14 protein-coding genes are annotated in these 19,937 nt (G+C 71.6%); 7 read left to right on the top strand and 7 right to left on the bottom strand.

The window, feature by feature from the left end:
- The first annotated feature begins 4 nt into the window (after window positions 1-4).
- Window positions 5-1,294: a hypothetical protein gene (locus Apa02nite_RS03430; RefSeq protein ID WP_203823805.1), complete on the top strand. Its 1,290-nt coding sequence runs from the start codon at window positions 5-7 to the stop codon at window positions 1,292-1,294.
- A gap of 3 nt (window positions 1,295-1,297) precedes the next feature.
- Here the strand turns inward: Apa02nite_RS03430 and Apa02nite_RS03425 are convergent, their stop codons facing one another.
- The 3 genes from Apa02nite_RS03425 to Apa02nite_RS03415 form a co-directional block, all read right to left on the bottom strand.
- Window positions 1,298-1,966, bottom strand: coding sequence for a lysophospholipid acyltransferase family protein (locus Apa02nite_RS03425; protein WP_203823804.1), 669 nt, complete (start codon window positions 1,964-1,966; stop codon window positions 1,298-1,300).
- A gap of 140 nt (window positions 1,967-2,106) precedes the next feature.
- On the bottom strand, window positions 2,107-5,220 hold the full coding sequence (ileS, locus tag Apa02nite_RS03420) for an isoleucine--tRNA ligase (protein WP_373872820.1): 3,114 nt from the start codon (window positions 5,218-5,220) through the stop codon (window positions 2,107-2,109).
- A 314-nt stretch (window positions 5,221-5,534) separates the two neighbouring features.
- Window positions 5,535-7,055, bottom strand: a complete 1,521-nt coding sequence (locus Apa02nite_RS03415; protein WP_203823802.1) for an alkaline phosphatase D family protein — start codon at window positions 7,053-7,055, stop codon at window positions 5,535-5,537.
- Between the two features lie 58 nt (window positions 7,056-7,113).
- Here Apa02nite_RS03415 and Apa02nite_RS03410 point away from each other — a divergent pair, with 58 nt between their 5' ends.
- From Apa02nite_RS03410 to Apa02nite_RS03395, 4 genes are read left to right on the top strand one after another with little or no spacing between them, the layout of a single operon-like run.
- Window positions 7,114-8,154 carry an ArsR/SmtB family transcription factor gene (locus Apa02nite_RS03410; RefSeq protein WP_203823801.1) on the top strand — a complete coding sequence of 347 codons (1,041 nt, stop codon included), beginning with the start codon at window positions 7,114-7,116 and terminating at the stop codon, window positions 8,152-8,154.
- A gap of 28 nt (window positions 8,155-8,182) precedes the next feature.
- Window positions 8,183-9,160, top strand: a complete 978-nt coding sequence (locus Apa02nite_RS03405) for an ABC transporter ATP-binding protein (protein ID WP_239164096.1) — start codon at window positions 8,183-8,185, stop codon at window positions 9,158-9,160.
- Window positions 9,157-9,927, top strand: a complete 771-nt coding sequence (locus Apa02nite_RS03400; protein ID WP_203823800.1) for an ABC transporter permease — start codon at window positions 9,157-9,159, stop codon at window positions 9,925-9,927. The genes Apa02nite_RS03405 and Apa02nite_RS03400 overlap by 4 nt, the downstream gene beginning before the upstream one ends.
- Window positions 9,924-10,709, top strand: coding sequence for an ABC transporter permease (locus tag Apa02nite_RS03395; RefSeq protein WP_203823799.1), 786 nt, complete (start codon window positions 9,924-9,926; stop codon window positions 10,707-10,709). The genes Apa02nite_RS03400 and Apa02nite_RS03395 overlap by 4 nt, the downstream gene beginning before the upstream one ends.
- 9 nt (window positions 10,710-10,718) lie before the next feature.
- On the opposite strand, the gene ndk is transcribed toward Apa02nite_RS03395, so the two are convergent.
- The gene (gene ndk, locus Apa02nite_RS03390) at window positions 10,719-11,135 is read right to left on the bottom strand and encodes a nucleoside-diphosphate kinase (protein WP_203823798.1); all 417 of its coding nucleotides are present in this window, start codon (window positions 11,133-11,135) and stop codon (window positions 10,719-10,721) included.
- A gap of 203 nt (window positions 11,136-11,338) precedes the next feature.
- Between ndk and Apa02nite_RS03385 the strand changes: the two genes are divergently transcribed.
- A complete protein-coding gene (locus Apa02nite_RS03385; protein WP_203823797.1) occupies window positions 11,339-14,581 on the top strand; it encodes a VOC family protein in 3,243 nt (1,080 codons plus the stop codon).
- A gap of 55 nt (window positions 14,582-14,636) precedes the next feature.
- On the opposite strand, the gene Apa02nite_RS03380 is transcribed toward Apa02nite_RS03385, so the two are convergent.
- Genes Apa02nite_RS03380 through Apa02nite_RS03370 form a run of 3 tightly spaced genes read right to left on the bottom strand, consistent with a single transcriptional unit; the run spans window position 14,637 to window position 19,020 of the window.
- On the bottom strand, window positions 14,637-15,059 hold the full coding sequence (locus Apa02nite_RS03380; protein WP_373872816.1) for a DUF4233 domain-containing protein: 423 nt from the start codon (window positions 15,057-15,059) through the stop codon (window positions 14,637-14,639).
- Window positions 15,056-16,381 carry a bifunctional folylpolyglutamate synthase/dihydrofolate synthase gene (locus tag Apa02nite_RS03375; protein ID WP_203823796.1) on the bottom strand — a complete coding sequence of 442 codons (1,326 nt, stop codon included), beginning with the start codon at window positions 16,379-16,381 and terminating at the stop codon, window positions 15,056-15,058. The genes Apa02nite_RS03380 and Apa02nite_RS03375 overlap by 4 nt, the downstream gene beginning before the upstream one ends.
- Window positions 16,378-19,020 (bottom strand): valine--tRNA ligase, encoded by a 2,643-nt coding sequence (locus tag Apa02nite_RS03370; RefSeq protein WP_203823795.1) that lies wholly within the window; start codon window positions 19,018-19,020, stop codon window positions 16,378-16,380. Before Apa02nite_RS03370 ends, Apa02nite_RS03375 begins: the two co-directional genes overlap by 4 nt.
- Before the next feature lie 74 nt (window positions 19,021-19,094).
- On the opposite strand from Apa02nite_RS03370, the gene Apa02nite_RS03365 reads away from it, so the two are divergent.
- Window positions 19,095-19,862 carry a hypothetical protein gene (locus Apa02nite_RS03365; protein WP_203823794.1) on the top strand — a complete coding sequence of 256 codons (768 nt, stop codon included), beginning with the start codon at window positions 19,095-19,097 and terminating at the stop codon, window positions 19,860-19,862.
- Window positions 19,863-19,937: the final 75 nt, after the last annotated feature.

Raw genomic sequence — 19,937 nt, 5'->3', positions numbered from 1 at the left:
AACAATGGCTGACGTTCACTCCGGAGACACCACTCCGGCGGTCGGTCTGACCGACCCGACCCGTGTGCCCGGCTCCTCCGACGAGCCGCCGACCGGCGCGCTGCCGTCGCGGTGGAGCGGCGCCGCCCCGGTGCCGAAGGTCGGGCCGCGCAGGTCGTTCTGGCATCGTGTGGCCGATCGGATCAGCGGGGAACCGCAGCCGGTGGAGGACTACTGGGCCACGGTGCCCGCGGTGGACCCGTGGGCCGGGCAGGACACTCCGGTCTGGACCACCGAGCACCTGACCGCGCCGGCGCCCGCCGACATGCCGCCGACCCGCTGGGACACGCCGCCGGTCGAGCCGATGCCGCCGACCCGGATCGACGCGCCTACTGCCGCTTCCGCGCCGGCCGCCGCTGCTCCGGGCGCTGCCGCTCCGGCCGCCCGGCCCTCCGCCGAGCCGGTGAAGGTGGAGCTGCCCGAGAAGATCCGGGCGCTCGTCGACGCGCTGGCCGCGAAGGCCAAGGCCGGCCAGGTCGCGCCGACCGCCGTACCCCCGAAGTCGCCTGCCGGTCCGGCTCCCGGGAGTCAGCCGCCGCCGGTGAGTGGCAGCGGTCCGGCATCGGCCGTGCGCCGCGGCTGGTTCCGCAAGCCGACGACCGCGCCGGCGCCGAGCCGGGTCCCGGTCCAGCCGCGCCCACCGGTCGCCGCACGCCCGGCGCCGCCGTGGTCACCGCCCCGGCCGCGCCGCAAGCGCCGCCGTCTTCGCCGCTTGCTGCTGGTCGTCGCGGTCCTGGCCGGTCTGTGGTTCGGGGCGCCCCTCGCGTACGACAGATGGCCCACCCTGGCCCAGTTCCCGGCCACCGCCGAGCTGCCGGACCGGATCGGCGACCTGCGGCTCCGGATCGACGACGCCAGTCAGCGCGCGATCGAGCGGCTGGCCGGTCAGCTGGACGCGGCGGACTCGATCGGTGACGCGTTCGCCGGCGTCTACGGCGACGACAGCGGCAAACGGGTCACCGTCTACGGCGTCACCGGCTGGCGTTTCACCCCCGACTCGGACGTGACAAGCCAGCTGGGCCGGATCGCCGGCGACGCGAAGCTGACCGACGTCCAGGACTACCCGATCGACGAGTTCGGCGCGCACGAGAGCTGCGGCACCGGCCGGCTGAACGGGACGTCCACGGTGATCTGCACCTGGGCCGACCACGGCAGCATGGCCACCGTCCTGCTCACCCGGCGATCGGTCGCGGAGAGCGCGAAGCTGGTGGCCAGGTTGCGCGGCGAGATGCTCAGCCCGCAGTTCGGGGCCTGAGCGTCATTCGGGGCGCTTGGGGGCGTAACGCGGGATGTACTCCTGGCCGGTCAGCCGCTGGATCTCGCCCATCACCTGGTCGGTGAGCTCGCGCAGCGAGGTCCGGTCGTCGCCCCGGCCGATCGTCTCGATCGGCTTGCCGAACTTGATCGTCACGGTGCCGCGCATCAGTTTCGGTGCCAGCCGGCCGATCGGCTGCACCACGTCGGTGCCGAGCATGCCGACCGGGATGATCGGGACGCCGGCCGCGACCGCCAGCCGGGCCACGCCGGTGCGGCCGCGGTAGAGCTTGCCGTCCGGTGACCGGGTGCCTTCGGGGTAGACCGCGACGAAGTCGCCGCCCTTGAGCGCCGGGATCGCGGCGTCGAACGCGGTGAGCGCGGCCCGCCCGCCGGCCCGCTCGACCCGGATCGCGCCGAGACCCTCCATCAGTTTGCGCGAGAAGAAACCCTTCACGCCTTTGCCCACGAAGTAGTCGGACTTGGCCCAGAACGCCAGGTGCCTCGGCACCGCGGCGCCGAGGAAGAGCTCGTCGGCGACCGACAGGTGGTTCCCCGCGAAGATCGCCCCGCCGGTCTTCGGCAGGTGTTCAAGACCTTCGATACGCGGCTTCCATCCCACCATCAGCGTCGTGCCGACAGTGAGCTTGCCGATCGTGTAGATCAGCGGCAACTCGTCCTCCGAAAGACCAGTACAACGAAAGATGTGGGGTGAAGAGAGGTTAACGGACGCGAGCCCGCCGTGGACTATTGATCTTGCCGGTCGCCCGGACATTCGCCGCTTCCGACGAACATCCGGGCCAGTCGGTTATGTCACATTGCGAGGACGGACACCGTCACCTGCTCACCGTCGCCGACCTCGCCGGCGAACCCGGTGGTGTCGCCGTAGGTCAGGGACGTGGCCAGGGTCTCACCGGCGACGAACTCGTGGTGCGCCTCGACCGCGTCCCGGACCGCCGGCGACGCCGACAGCACCAGCGCGATCCGGTCCGAGACGTCCAGGTCGGCGTCCCGGCGGGCCTGCTGCACGACCCGGATCACGTCCCGGGCCACGCCCTCGGCGGCCAGTTCCGGGGTGACCGTGGCGTCCAGCACGACCACACCGGCGCCGGCCGGCAGCGGGGCGGAGTTCGCCGCGTCCGAGGCGACCAGCTTCAGCTCGTACTCGCCCTCGGCCAGGGTGATGCCGGCCGCGACCGGCGCGCCGTCGACCAGCTCCCAGTCACCGGACTTGACCGCCTTGATCACCTGCTGGACCTGCTTGCCGACCCGCGGGCCGAGCGCCCGGGGCACCACGGTCAGCACCTGCCGGCAGTACGCGGCCACGTCGTCGGTGAAGACCACGTCCTTGACGTTCACCTCGTCCTTGAGCAGGTCACCGAGATTTTTGAGACTCCCGCTGTCTTTCGAAGCAACGGTCATCGTGGCCAGCGGCAGCCGGACCCGCAGCCCCTTGGCCTTGCGCAGCGACAGCGCCGCCGACGCCACGTCCCGGATCGCGTCCATCGAGGCGACCAGCTCGCGGTCGGCCGGGAACGCGTCCGCGGCCGGCCAGTCGGTCAGGTGCACCGAACGGCCGCCGGTCAGGCCGCGCCAGACCTCTTCCGCGGTCAGTGGCGCGAGCGGCGCCACCACCCGGCAGAGCGTCTCGAGGACGGTGGCCAGGGTGTCGAACGCGTCGGCGTCGCCGGCCCAGAACCGGTCCCGGGAGCGGCGGACGTACCAGTTGGTCAGGGCGTCGAGGTAGCTCCGGACGCTGCCGGCGGCACCGGAGATGTCGTAGCCGTCCAGTTGCTGCTGGGTCTGCTCGATCAGCTCACCGGTCTTGGCGAGGATGTACCGGTCGAGCAGGTGCGGGGAGTCCGTCCGCGTCGTTGCGACGTGGTTCGCCGCGTTGGCGTAGAGGCTGAAGAAGTACCAGACGTTCCAGAGCGGCAGCAGCACCTGCCGGACCGAGTCCCGGATGGCCGTCTCGGTCACCGGCATGTCGCCGCCGCGCAGCACCGGTGAGGACATCAGCATCCAGCGCATCGCGTCGGATCCGTAGGTGTCGAACGCCCGGTGGACGTCCGGGTAGTTGCGCAGCGACTTGGACATCTTGCGCCCGTCCTCGCCGAGCAGGATGCCGTGGCTCAGGCAGTTGCGGAACGCCGGCCGGTCGAACAGTGCGGTGGCCAGCACGTGCATGGTGTAGAACCAGCCGCGGGTCTGCCCGATGTACTCCACGATGAAGTCACCCGGGTAGTGGTGCTCGAACCAGTCCTTGTTCTCGAACGGGTAGTGCACCTGCGCGAACGGCATCGAGCCGGACTCGAACCAGCAGTCCAGCACCTCGGGCACCCGGCGCATGGTGGACTGCCCGGTCGGGTCGTCCGGGTTGGGCCGGGTCAGGTCGTCCACGTACGGCCGGTGCAGGTCGGTGACCGCGACCCCGAAGTCGCGCTCCATCTGTTCGAACGAGCCGTAGACGTCCACCCGCGGGTACGCCGGGTCGTCCGACTTCCACACCGGGATCGGCGAGCCCCAGAACCGGTTGCGGGAGATCGACCAGTCCCGGGCGTTCGACAGCCACTTGCCGAACGAGCCGTCCTTGATGTGCGCCGGCGTCCAGGTGATCTCCTGGTTCAGCTCGACCATCCGGTCCCGGAACTTGGTCACCGCCACGAACCAGGACGACACCGCCTTGTAGACCAGCGGGGTGTCGCAACGCCAGCAGTGCGGGTACGAGTGCGTGTACCCCTCGTGCCGCAGCACCACGCCGCGCGCTTTGAGCGCCGCGGTCACCGGCTTGTTGGCGTCGAAGACCTGCAGCCCCTGGAAGTCCGGCACCAGCGAGGTGAACCGGGTCGCCTCGTCCACGGTGACCACGGTCGGGATCCCGGCCGCGAGGCAGGCGTTCTGGTCGTCCTCACCGAAGGCGGGCGCCATGTGGACGACACCGGTGCCGTCCTCGGTGGTCACGAAGTCCGCGCCGAGCACCTGGAAGGCGTTCTCCCCGGCGGGCTCGAGGAGGAAGTCGAAGAGCGGGGTGTAGCGGCGGCCGACAAGATCGCGCCCTTTCACTACAGCGACCTGCTCGAACCCCTCCAACTCCTTGGCGTAAGCGCCCACTCGCGCCTCGCCCATCAGCAGCTTTTGCCCTGATCCATCGGATAAAACCGCGTAATCGATGTCCGGGCCGACAGCCAGCGCCAAGTTCGACGGCAGCGTCCACGGCGTGGTCGTCCACACCGCGATGTCCTCGCCGGTGTCGAGCCGGAACTTCACCGTCAGCGCGGGATCCGTCCGGTCCCGATAGACGTCGTCCATCCGCGTCTCGGTGTTCGAGAGCGGCGTCTCACACCGGTAGCAGTACGCGAGGACGCGGAACCCCTCGTACACCAGGCCCTTCTCGTGCAGGGTCTTGAACGCCCACATGACCGACTCCATGTAACTGGGGTCGAGGGTCTTGTAGTCGTTCGCGAAGTCCACCCACCGGGCCTGGCGGGTGACGTACCCCTCCCAGTCCTTGGTGTAGGCGAGCACCGAGGTCCGGCAGGCCTCGTTGAACTTGTCGATGCCCAGCTCGACGATCTGCGCCTTGCTCGTCAGGCCGAGCTGCTTCTCGGCCTCGATCTCGGCCGGCATCCCGTGGGTGTCCCAGCCGAACCGGCGCTCCACGTGCTTGCCGCGCATCGTCTGATAGCGCGGCACCAGGTCCTTGACGTACCCGGTGAACAGGTGGCCGTAGTGCGGCAGGCCGTTGGCGAACGGCGGGCCGTCGTAGAAGACGTACTCGTTGGCGCCGTCGTCGCCGGCCGGGCGCTGCTCGACCGAGGCCTCGAAGGTCTTGTCCTGCGCCCAGAACTCCAGGACGGCGCGCTCGACCGCGGGCAGGTCCGGCGACGCCGGCACGCCGGACGCGTCAGTGTGTTGCGGATACATCAGGTGCTCCTCGAACAGTCATCGTGGTGACTGCGAGGACGAGCGCATGGCCCGCGGTACCACCTCGCTTGACTCCCCCGGTGAGGGAAGCCCGCTCATTCGCCGGCTGTCGCGCGTGCCGGTCCGCCCGGTTCTACTGGAGCCGTAGCTCGTTCCTCCGGTGGCTCCCCGGTGATGGCCGGTTCGTCGCCTGCGTCCCGACAACGATACCGGCCACCCCCGGATTCCCTCATCCGCATTCCGGCCACCGGGTCGCCGGCTGGCTCTCAGGGGTGTCTCACGCGACGTGAGACACCCCTGAGGCCCCGCCGGAGCGGTTACGGATGCAGGGTCGTGGACCAGAGGGCGGCGCCGTCGCGGTCACGCAGGTGGACCGTGAGCGCGCCGGACCGCCCGTCGATCTCCACCTCGCCGAAGTGCTGGTAGCCCTGTGCCGGCGAGGTGTTCGCCACCGGCGGGGCGTGCACGTAGACCGCCTCCGGCCCGAACGTCGCGTCCAGCGTGTTCGGCCCGAACGCGCCCGCGTGCGCCGGTCCCGAGACGAACTCCCAGAACGGGGTGAAGTCCTGCACCGCGGCCCGAGCCGGGTCGTAGTGGTGCGCGGCGGTGTAGTGCACGTCCGCGGTCAGGAACACGATCCCGGTCACGCCGTGCCGGTGCGCTGCCCGGAGCACCTCGGCGAACTCGATCTCGCGGCCGGCCGGCGCGCCCGGGTCGCCCTGGCCGACACCCTCCTGCGCGGCCGCACCGTCCGGCACGACCAGGCCGATCGGCAGGTCGTTGGCGATCACCTTCCAGGTGGCCCGGCTGTGCCGCAGCCCGTCGATCAGCCACCGCTGCTGCTGCGCGCCGAGCAGGCCACGGTCCCGGTCGGCGTACGTGTTGCCGTCGTTGACGTCCTTGAACGTCCGCATGTCCAGCACGAACACGTCGAGCAGCGGCCCGTACGCGATCTTCCGGTACACCGGCCCGCTCGCCGACGGGATCGGCGTCCACTCGTGGTACGCCCGGTGCGCCCGCGCCGCCAGCACGTCCACCCGCTTCTCGGTGTACCGCGCGTCGTCCAGGATCTCGCCCGGGTACCAGTTGTTCGTCACCTCGTGGTCGTCCCACTGGTTGATCTGCGGCACCGACGCGACGAACCGCTTGTACGCGTCGTCCAGCAGGTTGTACGCGTACTGCCCGCGGTACTCGTCGAGCGTCTCGGCGACCTTGAGCTTGGCGTCGGTGAGCTGATTGCGCCAGATCCGCCCGTCCGGCAGCGTGACCGTCTCGGCCAGCGGGCCGTCGGCGTACACGGTGTCGCCGCTGTGCAGGAAGAAATCCGGCCGGCGCAACCGGGCCGACTCGAACAGCTTCATCCCGCCGTGGGCCGGGTCGATCCCCCAGCCCTGCCCGGCCACGTCACCGGTCCAGACGAAGCGGATGTCGGCGCGCCGGGTGGGCGCGGTGCGCAGCGTCCCGTCCACCGGCAGCCCGAACAGTCCCGGCCGGTCCAGGCTCTCCACCTTGGCCCGGTAGAAGATCTGCTCGCCGGCGGGCAGGCCGCGCAGCCGCACCTTCCCGGTCAGGCCGGTCTCCGGGGTGACCAGCGGGCCGCGGACCACCCGCGAGCCGCGGAAGTCGGGCCGCCGGCTGGCCTGCACCCAGAGCCGTCCGGGCCGGTCCGCCCGCGCCCAGATCACCGCCGAGTCCGCGGTGGCGTCACCGCTCTGCACCCCGTGGGTGAGCACCGGCCGGCTACCGGCCGAGGAGAACGCCGGGGCCTCGAGCAGCACCCCGGCCACGCCGCCGGCCATACCGGCACGCAACAGATTCCGTCGTGAGATCGCCGTCATGACTGATGCCTATCGATCCGAAGTGGCCTCGGGATGGCCGTTCCCTAAACTTCACCCGGTGATCCGGATCGAGCTGGACGAGCCGACGCTGTCGCGCACCCGCATCGCGATCAGCCCGCTGGGCGAGCTGGTCTGCGGGCTCTACCTGCTGCGCCGGCACGCCGAGGCGCCGTGGCCGTACACCTCATGGGCGGTCCGGGCCCGAGAGGTCCTCCGGACCGAACCGGCGACCGCGCCCCTCGCGCTCTATTTCCAGCTGCCGCCCAGCTCACCGGACTTCCTGGACCCGGTCCCGGAGACCGCGCTGCCGACGTTCGCCGAGCAGCTGGACCGGCTCCGGGCCACCCCGGCCGAGGTGATCGCCGAGCAGTTCGCCACATACCACCCGGACGGTGACCTGCCGGAGTTCCTGCGCCCGTTCCGGGACGACCGGCAGGCCGCGCTGGACCGGCTGGCCGGCGGGCTCGCCGCCTACTGGGACGCGGCGATCGCGCCGCACTGGCCGGCCATGCGGGCCGCGCTCGACGAGGAGGTCCTGCTGCGGGCCCGGGCGCTGGCCGCCGACGGACCGGACGCGCTGCTGGCCCGGTTGCACGACCGGATCCGCTGGGAGCCGCCGGTGCTCACCCTGGTCAAGCCGCTCGACCAGTCGCACGTGGCGGTGGACAAGCGGCTGCTGCTGGTCCCGCTGATCTTCTCGCGCGGCGCGCTGACCTGCTCCACCGATCATCCGGACGTGGTGATGGTGACCTACCAGTCCCGTGGCTCGGCGCTGCTCGCCGAGACGCCGGCGCCGGTGACCCGGGCGCAGACCGACCGGCTGGCCATCCTGGTCGGCCGGGGCCGGGCTGCGGTGCTGCGCGCCCTGACCACCCCGGCCACCACGTCCGCGCTGGCCACCGTGCTGGGCCTGGCCCCGAGCACGATCTCCGAGCACCTGTCCGCGCTGCTCGCGGCCGGGGTGGTGCACCGGCGGCGGGCCGGGCGCCGGGTCCTCTACGGCCTGGAGCCGGCCGGGACGGCACTGGTCAGCCTGATCGGCGGGGATTCGGGCATCTCTCTCGGCGGGGATTCGGGCATCTCCGAATTCGTTTCCTGATCGGGCTCCGCTTCCTAGGTTCTCCGGCATGGACAGCGAATACGCCATCGAGGCGGAGGGCCTGCGGCGGGTCTACCGGACCCGCACCGGCTGGATCCGCCCCCGGCGGGAGACCGTGGAGGCGGTGCGCGGAGTGGATCTCACGGTCCGCCGCGGCGAGCTCTTCGGCCTGCTCGGCCCGAACGGCGCGGGTAAGACCACCACCATCAAGATGCTCAACACCCTGTTGATCCCGACCGCGGGCACCGCCCGGATCCGCGGATTCGACGTGGTCCGGGAGACCCGCGAGGTGCGGCGCCGGATCGGGTACGTCTTCGGCGGCGACCGCGGCCTCTACGACCGGCTCTCCGCGCTGGACAACCTGCGCTACTTCGCCGAGCTGTACGCCGTGCCGGCCCGCGAGCAGCGGCACCGGATCGCCGAGCTGCTGGAGCTGGTCGGGCTGACCGGCCGGGAACGCGAGCGGGTCGAGGGCTACTCCCGGGGCATGCGGCAGCGCCTGCACATCGCCCGGGGCCTGCTGCACCGGCCGGAGGTGCTGTTCCTCGACGAGCCGTCGATCGGGGTCGACCCGGTGGCCGCCCGGGAACTGCGCCGGACCGTGGCCGACCTGGCCGCGAACGGCACCACCGTGCTGCTGACCACGCACTACATGGCCGAGGCGGACGAGCTCTGCGACCGGATCGCGGTGATCGCCGACGGGCGGATCCAGGCCCTCGGCACCCCGGCACAGCTGCGCCGGCGTGCGGACGGACGGCGGGTGGTGGAGGTCGAGGCGTACGGCGTGCCGGCCACCGCGCTCACCGCCCTGCGCGACCTGCCCGGCGTACGGGAGACCGCGCTCGAGGAGCGGGGCGCGCTGCAGCTGCTGACCGTGCAGTCGGACGCGGGGGTCGACGTGCAGGGTGACGTGCTCCGCGAGCTGGCCGGGGTCCGGCTGGGCCGGGTGAACAGCCGCGAACCGACGCTGGAGGACGCGTACGTGGCGATCGTGAACGCCGCATGAGCGCGGTCCGCACGTTGGGGATCGGCACGCTGATGCACGCCAAGCACCTCAGCCGCTCGTCGTTCGAGATCGCGCTCGCCCTGATCATCCCGCTGGTGCAGGCCACCCTGGCGGTCTACCTGTTCCGGGCCGGCGACGAGCCGCACCGGCTGCTGGAGGCCGCGGTCGGCGCCGGCCTGATGGGGGTCTGGTCGTCGGTGCTCTTCGGCTCCGGCGGCGCCATCCAGAACCAGCGCTGGCAGGGCACCCTGGAAATGATCATGCTGGCGCCCCGGCGCCCGGTGCTGGTGGTCCTGCCGATCACCGCCGCCACCGCGCTCACCGGCACCTACGCGCTGCTCGCCACCCTGCTCTGGGGCCGGCTGATCTACGGCATCCGGCTCGACTTCGCGCACCCGCTCCGGTTCCTCGCCGCGGCGCTCGCCTGCGTGGCCGGGCTCGGCATGTTCGGGCTGCTGCTGGCGTCCACGTTCGTACTGATCCGCAACGCGAACGCGCTGGCCAACCCGCTCGACTACCCGATCTGGCTGCTCTCCGGGATGCTCGTGCCGATCAGCGTGCTGCCGTCCTGGACCGCGCCGATCGCCGCGGTCCTGCCCACCACCTGGGGCGCACGGGCGCTCCGGGAGGCCACCAGCGGCGGCCCGGTCTGGCCCTCGATCGGGATCTGCCTGGCCATCAGCACGGCCTGCCTGATCCTCGGCGCGTTCCTGCTGACCTCGTTCGAACGCCGCGCCCGCGCGGCCGGAACCCTGGCGCTGTCATGACGACTCTGCGACTCATCGGCGTCGGTGGCCTGCTCGCCTACCGAGCCCTGTTCAACTGGACCACGCCCGCCATGTACGTCGGCACGCTGCTCGCCGGCCCCACCTTCCAGCTGCTCTTCTTCGCCTACCTGGGCCGGCAGCTGGGTGTCGCCGACGACGGGTTCTTCATCCTCGGCAACGCGGTGCTCGCCGCGTCCTCGGCCTGCGTCTTCGGCGGCACCATGGCGGTCGCCAACGAACGGCGCTACGGGACGCTCGGGCACGTGCTGCTCTCGCCGCGCAGCCGCACGGTGATCTTCTGGGGGCGGGTGCTGCCGTACGCCGGGAACGGGCTGCTGATCGCCGCGTTCACCCTGCTGATGGGCACCCTGATGCTCGGCCTGCGCATCCCGCCCGCCGCGCTGCCCGGGATCGCGCTCGCCCTGGCGGCCGGCTCGCTCGCCTGCGGGTTCTTCGGGCTCACGCTGGGCGCGCTGGGGCTGCGGTTCCGGGACGTCTGGGTGGTGTCGAACGTCTCAGCGGCGCTGCTGCTCCTGCTCACCGGTGTGAACGTACCCCGGGAGAACCTGCCGCCGTGGATGGCCGACATCGGACAGTTCCTGCCGATCACCCACGCCGCGGAAGCCGCCCGGCTGCTCGCCGCCGGGCACGGCCTCGCGTCAGCCGCGCCCGCGCTGGGCACGGAGCTGCTGGTCGGCGCCGGATACGCCCTGCTCGCCGCGGTGCTGCTGCGGGTCTTCGAGGCGGAGTCGCGGCGCCGAGCCAGTTTGGAGACTAGGTAAACCGGCTGGTCAGAGCGCCGGGAACCAGAGCGCGAGCTCGCGCTTCGCGCTGTCCGGCGAGTCGGACGCGTGCACCAGGTTCTCCCGGTTGGACAGCGAGAGATCACCCCGGATCGTGCCGGCGGCCGCCTTGCGGCCGTCGGTCGCGCCGATCATGGCACGCACGACGTCGATCACCTCGTCGCCGGAGAGCACCACCGCGGCGAGCGGGCCGCTGGTCATGAACTCCTTCAGCGGCGGGTAGAACGCCTTGCCGACGTGCTCGGCGTAGTGCCGGTCGGCCAGTTCGGCATCCATCGTGCGCAACTCCAGCGCCTCGATGACCAGGCCCTTACCCTCGAAACGGGACAGAATCTCGCCGAGCAGGCCGCGGCTGACCGCGTCGGGCTTGATGAGGACGAGCGAACGCTCGGTGGTGCTGGACACGTAGTTCCTCCGTGAAGACGACAGGCCGACACGCCTGAGGTTCAGCCTATCGGTACCACCGAGACGGCGAGCGACGATGCCCGGACTGCCGTACTTTCGCGGAACATCCGGCGGGCCATAACCTGACGGGGAGAAGCGGGAGGTCCACAGTGGCGAACCAGACCGGCAGGCCCATCGCCCCGGCACGCAAGTTGGTGGCGGCGGTGATCGGCACGATAGCGGTCTTTGTGATCGTTTACGGTCTCGGCCTGGCGAGCTGGCCGGTGGCGATCTTCGGCTTGGTGGTGCTGGCGATAGCCATCGCACTCACCATGGTCGGCAACGTGCGCCGGGGCGGCCGCGCCACGGTGGCCGGCAACGCGGAGGTCGTCGACATCAGCGCGCCGCCGATCTCCGGGGCGTACGGCCGTGCCGAGATCCGGGCCATCGTGGTGGCGCCCGGCCTGGGCACCTCCGAGTCGGTGATCAGGGACGGCCGGGTGCCGGTCGCGAAGTGGCCGACGATCGGCTCGACCGTGCCGATCACGGTCGACGTCGACGACACCCGTCGCGTCCGGGTCAACTGGAAGGACGCGCCGGCCCGCGACGAGGGCGCCGACCCGCCACAGCAGGTGCAGCCCGACCTCGGCGAGGACCCGGACGACGCGGACGACGCCGGGCTCAGCGCGGTCGCGCCGGGCCCGTGGGAGGGCCGCGACAACGACTTCGAGACCGAGCCGACCAGCACGCCGGTCGTGGTCCGGGACACCCCGGACGGGCCGATCCTCGAGGGACAGCTGGTCGGGACCGGGGAGCAGGCCACCCCGCTGCCCCGCCGGGCGGCCAACGGGACCCGCTCGGGCTTCGACACGGCAGCCACCGATCCGGTCGGTTTCGACCCTCTCGACCCGGACCCGGCCGACCCCCGCGCCACCTCGCCGGTCTCCCCCGGCGCTCCCGGCTCCCCGGTGTCCCCGGGCGCTCCCGGACCCACCGGTTCACCGGCCGCGGCTTCCGAGCCTGCGCCGGCCACCGCCCAGGTGCGGAACGTCGACGCCGACGCGCCGGTCTCCCCGTCCCGGGGTCATTCCTCCACCGAGTCCGGTGCCGACTCCCGCGACCGGCCGTCCAACGGCACCGCCACCAGCCGTCCCGGCTCCGGCGCGTCGTCACAGGCCTGGCCGTCCGCCAGTTATCCGCCACCGCCCGCCACGGCCGGTCCGGCAGCCGGCGACGACTACCCGCCCCCGCCCGGTCCGTCCGTTCCCACGCTGGGCGACGACTACCCACCACCGCCGGGACCGACCTCGGCCCGCCGCACCACCACCCCGGACGGCTTCGACTTCCCGCCCCCGCCCGGACCCGCGGCACCCACCGCCGCGGTCCCGGACGGCACCGACTACCCACCGCCACCCACCGCCGGGCCCACCCCACCCCGCAGCTCCAGGTCCGCTTCACCCAGCACCCCTTCCGGGTACGAGCAGCCGGCGTCGTCCGGTGCCGCCTCCGGTCCGGTCACGCCGGGACGGCCGTCGACGCGGTCAGAATCGGTCACGTCCACCGACTCGCCCGGCACCGGGTATTCGCCGCCGCCCGGTCCTGAGGCGCCCGGCCACCAGCCCGAGGCGACCGGCCGACAGCCTCAGGCGCCCGGCCACCAGCCCGAGGCCGCCTTCGCCGCCGGTCTGGCCACCGGTGCCGCCGCGAGCCGGATCACCGGCCCCCGCCCGCCCGGCTCACGACCCAGCCCCCGCAAGCGCTCCGGCGCCGCGACAGCAACGGTCGACCCCGAAACCACCACTCCGGCGTACGAGTCCACCCCCACCGGCCGTCCGCCCGCACAGCGCAGCTCAACCGAGTCCAGCCCCGACCCGGACGCCCTGATCGACCTGGCCCTCGACGACCCGTCCGACTCCGCCAGGTCAGGACCGTCCCCGGCAACCCCGTCCGCCTCCGCTCCGTCCACCGGGACCGCCAAAACCTCCGCGCCCACCGTCCCGCACCAGGCGGGCCCCGGCGCCGAGCCCGCAGCCCAGGCGACCCCGAAGCCCGAGCCCGCAGCCCAGGCGAGCCCGAAGCCCGAGCCCGCAGCCCAGGCGAGCCCGTCGGACGCGGATCCGGCGAGCGCCGGCCGCCCGGCACCGAGCCCGACCCGCTCCGGCCGCACCCGCTTCATCACGCAGCCCGGCGAGCCCGACGACAGCCCGCCACCGGCCGCACCCACCACCTCGGCAGCCCGCACCACCCCGCCACCCCCGGCCGAGCCGACACCCCGGACCGAACCGGCACCCGGGACCGAACCGGCACACCAGGCAGAAGCGGCACACCAGGCAGAAGCGGCACCTCAGGCAGAAGCGGCATCTCAGGCCGAGCCGAAGTCCCCGCCGAGCCGGACGTCTCCGTGGGCCCGGCCGGAGAAGCCGGCTCCGGCCTCGTCCACCCCCGTGGCCCAGCCCGACGAGCCGGGCCACGCCGACTACCCGCCGATGGCGTTCCCGGCCAGCGCCTACCCGCCGGCCGCCACCCGCCACGAGCCCACCCCGACCACCCACCGGGCGCAGCCCCGCCCCGAGCCCACCACGCCTCCGGTGTCGGTCACCCCGACCCCCCTCACCGCACCGCCGACCGCGCCCGCCCCGGACCGCCCCTTCCCCACCGCGCCCGAACCGACCGCGTCCCGTTCGTCCGGCCCGGTCTTCCCCGCGGACGACATCGACATCCCGCTGGACCCGAACCCGGAAACACCCCCGGAAGCCACCCCCGCCGCCGCACCCGCCATGGCCGCCGGCATCGTGGCTCCCCCGGCCGACGAGCCCCCGGCCACCGAGACCGAGACGGATCCCGGCCCCGAGCCGGATCCCAGCCCCGAGACGGTGGCGGCCACGGCCGCACCCGAGACGCCGGCGGCACCGGCCGCAACCAAGGCAGAGGCCGGGGCCGAGGCAGAGGCCGACGGCGAAACGGACAAGGGCGAGAGCACCAAGCCCACCGGCAGCCCCTGGGGCGACTTCTCCGGCCGCCGCGAACCCGACGAGCACGCCGGTGATCTGATCACCGCCTACCCCAGCGCCCGCCCCGGCCCGGCCGGCGCGATCCACGGCGTGGGCATCACGATCCTGGTCACCCAGCTGGCCCGCTCGATCGTCTTCTACCGCGACACCCTCGGCTTCTACGAGATCGACACCGGCGAGGGCAGCTCGGTGCTGGCCTCCGGCGACACCCGGGTCGTGCTGCGCACGGTGCCCAACCTCTCCTCGGAGGCCGGCCGCCTGATCTACCTGAACCTCGAGGTGGGCGACATCGAGGCGGTGCACGACGAGCTGAAGGCGAAGGGCGTCAAGTTCGTGCACTCCCCGCGACCGGTCAACCGCGGCGACAAGCTGGAACTCTGGTCCGCCACGTTCCGCGACCCGGACAACCACAACATCGCCATCACCCAGTGGCGCGCCATCCGCCCGGAAGCCTGAAACGCGTAAGGGGAGCCACCGAGTGGCTCCCCTTACTTTCCGCTCACGACCGCGGTCAGCCGAGAATCGACTTCCGTACGTACGTCGCATACGCCCACGCGAGCCCGAAGATCACACCGAGTGCCGCCAGCGACCAGTGCGCGAACCCGCCCGCGAGCAGCACCACCTGCAGTGCCGTCCCCGCGTTCCACGCCCAGCTGCGCCGCATGCTCCCGGCGAGCACCGCCGCCACCACGGCCAGGGAGATCACCAGCCCGATCCCCCAGCCGCTCAGGTGACCGCCCAGGATCTTGATCGGCTGGATGGCCAGCAGGAGCACGATCGCTTCCAGTGCGAGCGTCCCCGAGCCCAGCCCTCGTACCGCTGCTTCGGGGTTGCGAAGCCCGGAACGCCGCACCGCGCCGCCCTCCTCGCCCCCGGCCGGCGTCGCGTTCTCGTCCGGCGCAGCCGGCATCGTGGTGTTCTCCGGCTCGCTCATCGCTTGAGCAGCCTTCGCGCGTCCGCGACGGTCACCACCGAGCCGGTGATCAGCACGCCGACACCGCTCAGCTCACCGGACGAGTCGTCCTCGGCGAGGAAGACGGCCTCCTCGATGGCGTCCGGCATGTTCTCCGCGATCGAGACCCGGTCCTCACCGAACACCTGGATCGCCAGCCCGGCCAGGTCGGCGACCGGCATCGAGCGCGGCGAGCTGTTCTGCGTCACCACGATCCGCGCGGACACCGGCTCGAGCAGGTCGAGCAGGCCGGGCACGTCCTTGTCGCCGAGCACCGCGAGCACCGTGACCATGTGCCGGAAGTTGAACTCGTCCTCCAGCGCGGTCACCGTGGCGGCCATCCCGTGCGGGTTGTGCGCGCCGTCCAGCAGGATCGCCGGCGCGCTGCGCACCCGCTCCAGCCGGCCCGGCGAGTCCACCTGCGCGAAGCCCTCGCGGATCAGGTCGATATCGATCTGCTTGTCCGGCCCGGCGCCGAGGAACGCCTCGACCGCGGCCAGCGCGAGCGCGGCGTTCTGCGCCTGGTGCGCGCCGAACAGCGGCAGGAAGACCTCTTCGTAGACACCGCCGAGCCCCTGCAGGACGAGCACCTGGCCGCCCACCGCCTGGGTCCGCGTCACCACCCCGAACTCGCTGCCCTCCCGGGCCAGGGTGGCGTCCATCTCGGCGCAGCGTTCCATGATCGGCCGGAGGGCGTCCTCCTCCTGGAGCGCCGTGATCACGGTGGCGCCCTTGTGGATGATCCCGGCCTTGGCCCAGGCGATGTCCTCGATGGTGTCGCCGAGCCACTCGGTGTGGTCGAGACCGATCGGGGTCAGCACGCAGATGCCCGCGTCGATGACGTTCGTGGCGTCCTCCTCGCCACCCAGGCCCACCTCGACCACCGCGACGTCGACCGGCGCGTCCGAGAACGTCGCGTAGGCCAGCGCCGTGGTCATGTCGAAGTAGGTGAGCGGCTCGGTGTTGCGCGCGTCGATCAGGTCGGCCAGCGGCGCGACCTCCTGGTACGTCGCGACGAACCGCTCCTCGGAGACCGGGTCACCGTCCAGGCTGATCCGCTCCCGGACGGTCTCCAGGTGCGGGCTGGTGTATCGCCCGGTGTGCAGGCCACAGGCCCGCAGCAGCGCGTCGATCATGCGCGCCGTGCTGGTCTTGCCGTTGGTGCCGGTCAGGTGGATCGCCGGGTACGCCCGCTGCGGGCTGCCCAGCACGTCCATCAGATCCCGGATCTTCTGCATGTCGAAGACCATGCGGGTGAACCCGCGCTCGTTGAGCGCGGCCTCGACCTCGGTGTACTCGCTCATGCCGCGGGCAGCGCGTCGAGGGCGGCGGCGATCCGGACCAGGTCGGCCTCGGCGATGGCCAGCCGATCCTTGATCTTGGTGACCACCTGCTCCGGCGCCTTGCCGATGAACGCCTCGTTGCCGAGCTTGGCCCGGCACTGCGCGGCCTCCTTCTCGGCGCCCACGCGGTCCTTCACCAGCCGGGCCCGCTCGGCGGCCACGTCGATGGTGCCCCGGGTGTCCAGGTCGACGGTGATCCCACCGGTCACCGCCAGGGTGGCGGTCGCGGTGAAGTCCTCGGCCGGCGTGTTCAGCCGGGCCAGCGAACGGATCAGCGGCTCGTGCGTGTCGATCCCGACGTTGCCCAGGCCGGTCAGCGCGGCGGAGACCCGCTGGCTCGGCTTGAGGCCCTGGTCGGCACGGAACCGGCGCACCTCGGTGACCACCTTCTGCAGCGCGGCCAGCTCCTCCTCGGCGGCGTCGTCGACGAGCGCGTAGTCGACCGACGGCCAGGTCGCGAACGTCAGCGTCTCACCGCCGGTGAACGCGATCCACAGCTCCTCGGTCACGAACGGGATGACCGGGTGCAGCAGGCGCAGCAGCTGGTCCAGCACGTGGCCGAGGACCCGCCGGGTGCGCGCCGCCTCCGGGGTGTCCTCCTGCGCCAGCACCGGCTTGCTGAGCTCGACGTACCAGTCACAGACGTCGTCCCAGGCGAAGTGATAGAGCGTGTCGCAGACCTTGGCGTACTCGTAGCTGTCGAACTGCTCGTTGACCTCGGCCACGACGTGCTGCAGGCGGGACAGGATCCACTTGTCGATCGCGCTGAGCTCGCTCGGCGCGGGCAGGTCGCCCTCCACCGTCGCGCCGTTCATCAGCGCGAACCGGGTGGCGTTCCAGAGCTTGTTGCAGAAGTTGCGGGAGCCCTGGCACCAGTCCTCGCTGATCGGCACGTCGGAGCCGGGGTTGGCGCCGCGGGCCAGCGTGAACCGGGTGGCGTCGGCGCCGTACTTGTCGATCCAGTCCAGCGGGTCGACCACGTTGCCGAACGACTTCGACATCTTCTTGCCGAACTGGTCGCGGACCATGCCGTGCAGGTTGATGACGTTGAAGGGCTGCACGCCGTCCATCGCGTAGAGGCCGAACATCATCATCCGGGCGACCCAGAAGAAGAGGATGTCGTACCCGGTGACCAGCACGCTGGTCGGGTAGAACTTCTCCAGCTCGGCGGTGCGCTCCGGCCAGCCCAGCGTGGAGAACGGCCACAGGCCCGAGGAGAACCAGGTGTCCAGCACGTCCTCGTCCTGGCGCCAGCCCTCGCCGGTCGGCGGCTCCTCGTCGGGTCCGACGCAGATGACCTCGTCGTTCGGCCCGTACCAGACCGGGATGCGGTGACCCCACCAGAGCTGGCGGGAGATGCACCAGTCGTGCATGTTGTCGACCCAGGCGAAATACCGCTTGGAGAGCTCGGCCGGCTCGATCGCGACCCGGCCGTCCCGGACCGCGTCACCGGCCGCCTTGGCTAGCGGGGTGGTGTTGACGAACCACTGCAGCGAGAGCCGCGGCTCGACGGTGGTCTTGCACCGCGAGCAGTGGCCGACCGAGTGCTCGTACGGCCGCTTCTCGGCGACGATCCGGCCCTGCGCACGCAGCGCGGCGACGACCGCCGGACGTGCTTCGTACCGGTCCAGGCCCTGGAACGGGCCGGGGACGGTGATCACCGCGCGCTCGTCCATCACGGTCAGGCTGGGCAGGTCGTGCCGCTGGCCGATCTCGAAGTCGTTCGGGTCGTGCGCCGGGGTCACCTTCACCGCGCCGGTGCCGAACGCCGGGTCGACGTGCTCGTCCGCGACGATCGGGATGCGCCGGCCGGTGAGCGGCAGCTCGACCTCGGTGCCGATCAGGTGCTTGTAGCGCTCGTCCTCGGGGTGCACGGCCACCGCGGTGTCACCGAGCATCGTCTCGGCCCGGGTGGTCGCCACCACGATGGCGTTCTCACCCTCGCCGTACCGGATCGAGACCAGCTCACCCTCATCGTTGGTGTGCTCGACCTCGATGTCACTGAGCGCGGTGAGACAGCGCGGGCACCAGTTGATGATCCGGTTCGCGCGGTAGATCAGGTCGTCGTCGTACAGTCGCTTGAAGATCGTCTGGACGGCGCGGGACAGGCCCTCGTCCATCGTGAAACGCTCCCGCGACCAGTCCACCGAGTCACCGAGCCGGCGCATCTGGCCGAGGATCGCCCCGCCGGACTCCGCCTTCCACTCCCAGACCTTCTCCACGAACTTCGCCCGGCCCAGGTCGTGCCGGGACATCTGGAGATCGGCGAGCTTGCGCTCCACCACGTTCTGGGTGGCGATGCCGGCGTGGTCCATGCCGGGCAGCCAGAGCACCTCGAAACCCTGCATGCGCTTGAGGCGCACCAGGGTGTCCTGAATGGTGTGGTCGAGGGCGTGGCCGACGTGCAGCGAGCCTGTCACGTTCGGCGGCGGGATGACGATGGTGAACGGCGGCTTGTCACTCTTGGGGTCGGCGGTGAAGTAGCCCTCCGATACCCACCGCTCATACCGCCGCTGCTCTACCTCGCCCGGCTGGTACTGAGCGGAGAGTCCACCGGTGGGCCGGCTGTCGGGGGTGCGGGTATCGGATGCATCGGTCACCCCGCAAGTCTACGGATTCCCGGCCCGCACCTGGTATTCGCACTCCCACCTGTGGATGACGGTAGGCTCACCTGATGTCGGACCGCGGCCAGCAGACGCCCCCTCCCGTCGCTCCCGTCCCCGATCTCGCCGGCGCACCCGAGGCTCCCGCAGCCGATGTCGAGCCCGCAGCGGACCCGATCGAGATCCAGGAAACCCCGTTCAGCCTGCTCGACAACCAAGATCAAGATCAGATTCAGGGGTACGACCAGCAGGAAGACGCCGGCCCCACCCCGATGACCAGCGGCCGCCGCCGAACCCGGACCCTCGTCCTGAGTTCCCTGCTGGCCATCGGTGTCGCCGGCATCGCCGCCCTCGGCTGGTTCTACTGGCAGATCAGCTCCGAGTCGGACGCCACTCTGAAGCTCCCGCCCCAGATCGGTGAGCTGACTCTCGACACCAGCCAGAACGCCCAGGACACCGCGGACTATCTGCAGACCGCACTCTCCGCCGAGGTCGACCTGGACGAAACCGTCGGCGCCGTCTATACGGCCGGCGAGAGCAAAAACGTCCTCTTCTTCGGCGGCACCACGCTCTTCTGGAGCCCCGGCAAAGACCTGGACACCTCGTTCAGCCTCATCTCCGACGAGCAGGGCGCGGTCGTCAACCTGCACGAGGTCCCCGCCGGCAAACTGGGCGGCACCATGAAATGCGGCACCACCAAAACCGAATCCGGTGACCTCCCGGTCTGCGGCTGGGCCGACCACGGAAGCCTGGCCCTGGCCATGTTCCCCGACCGCCCCGAATCCGAAGCCGCGACCCTGATGCGCCAAATCCGCGAAGCCACCCAGACCCGCGGCTGATCTGGCTGCTCTCTCTGGCGAGTGGAGCTGGCTTCTCTTCGTGGCTGGCCGGGGTGGTGGCGCGACGGGGGGGGG

Origin of the sequence: Actinoplanes palleronii, assembly GCF_016862315.1 — a bacterium.
Classification (GTDB): Bacteria; Actinomycetota; Actinomycetes; order Mycobacteriales; family Micromonosporaceae; genus Actinoplanes; species Actinoplanes palleronii.
Note: the sequence above shows the minus strand (reverse complement) of the source record. Positions and strands in the feature narration are given on the sequence as shown.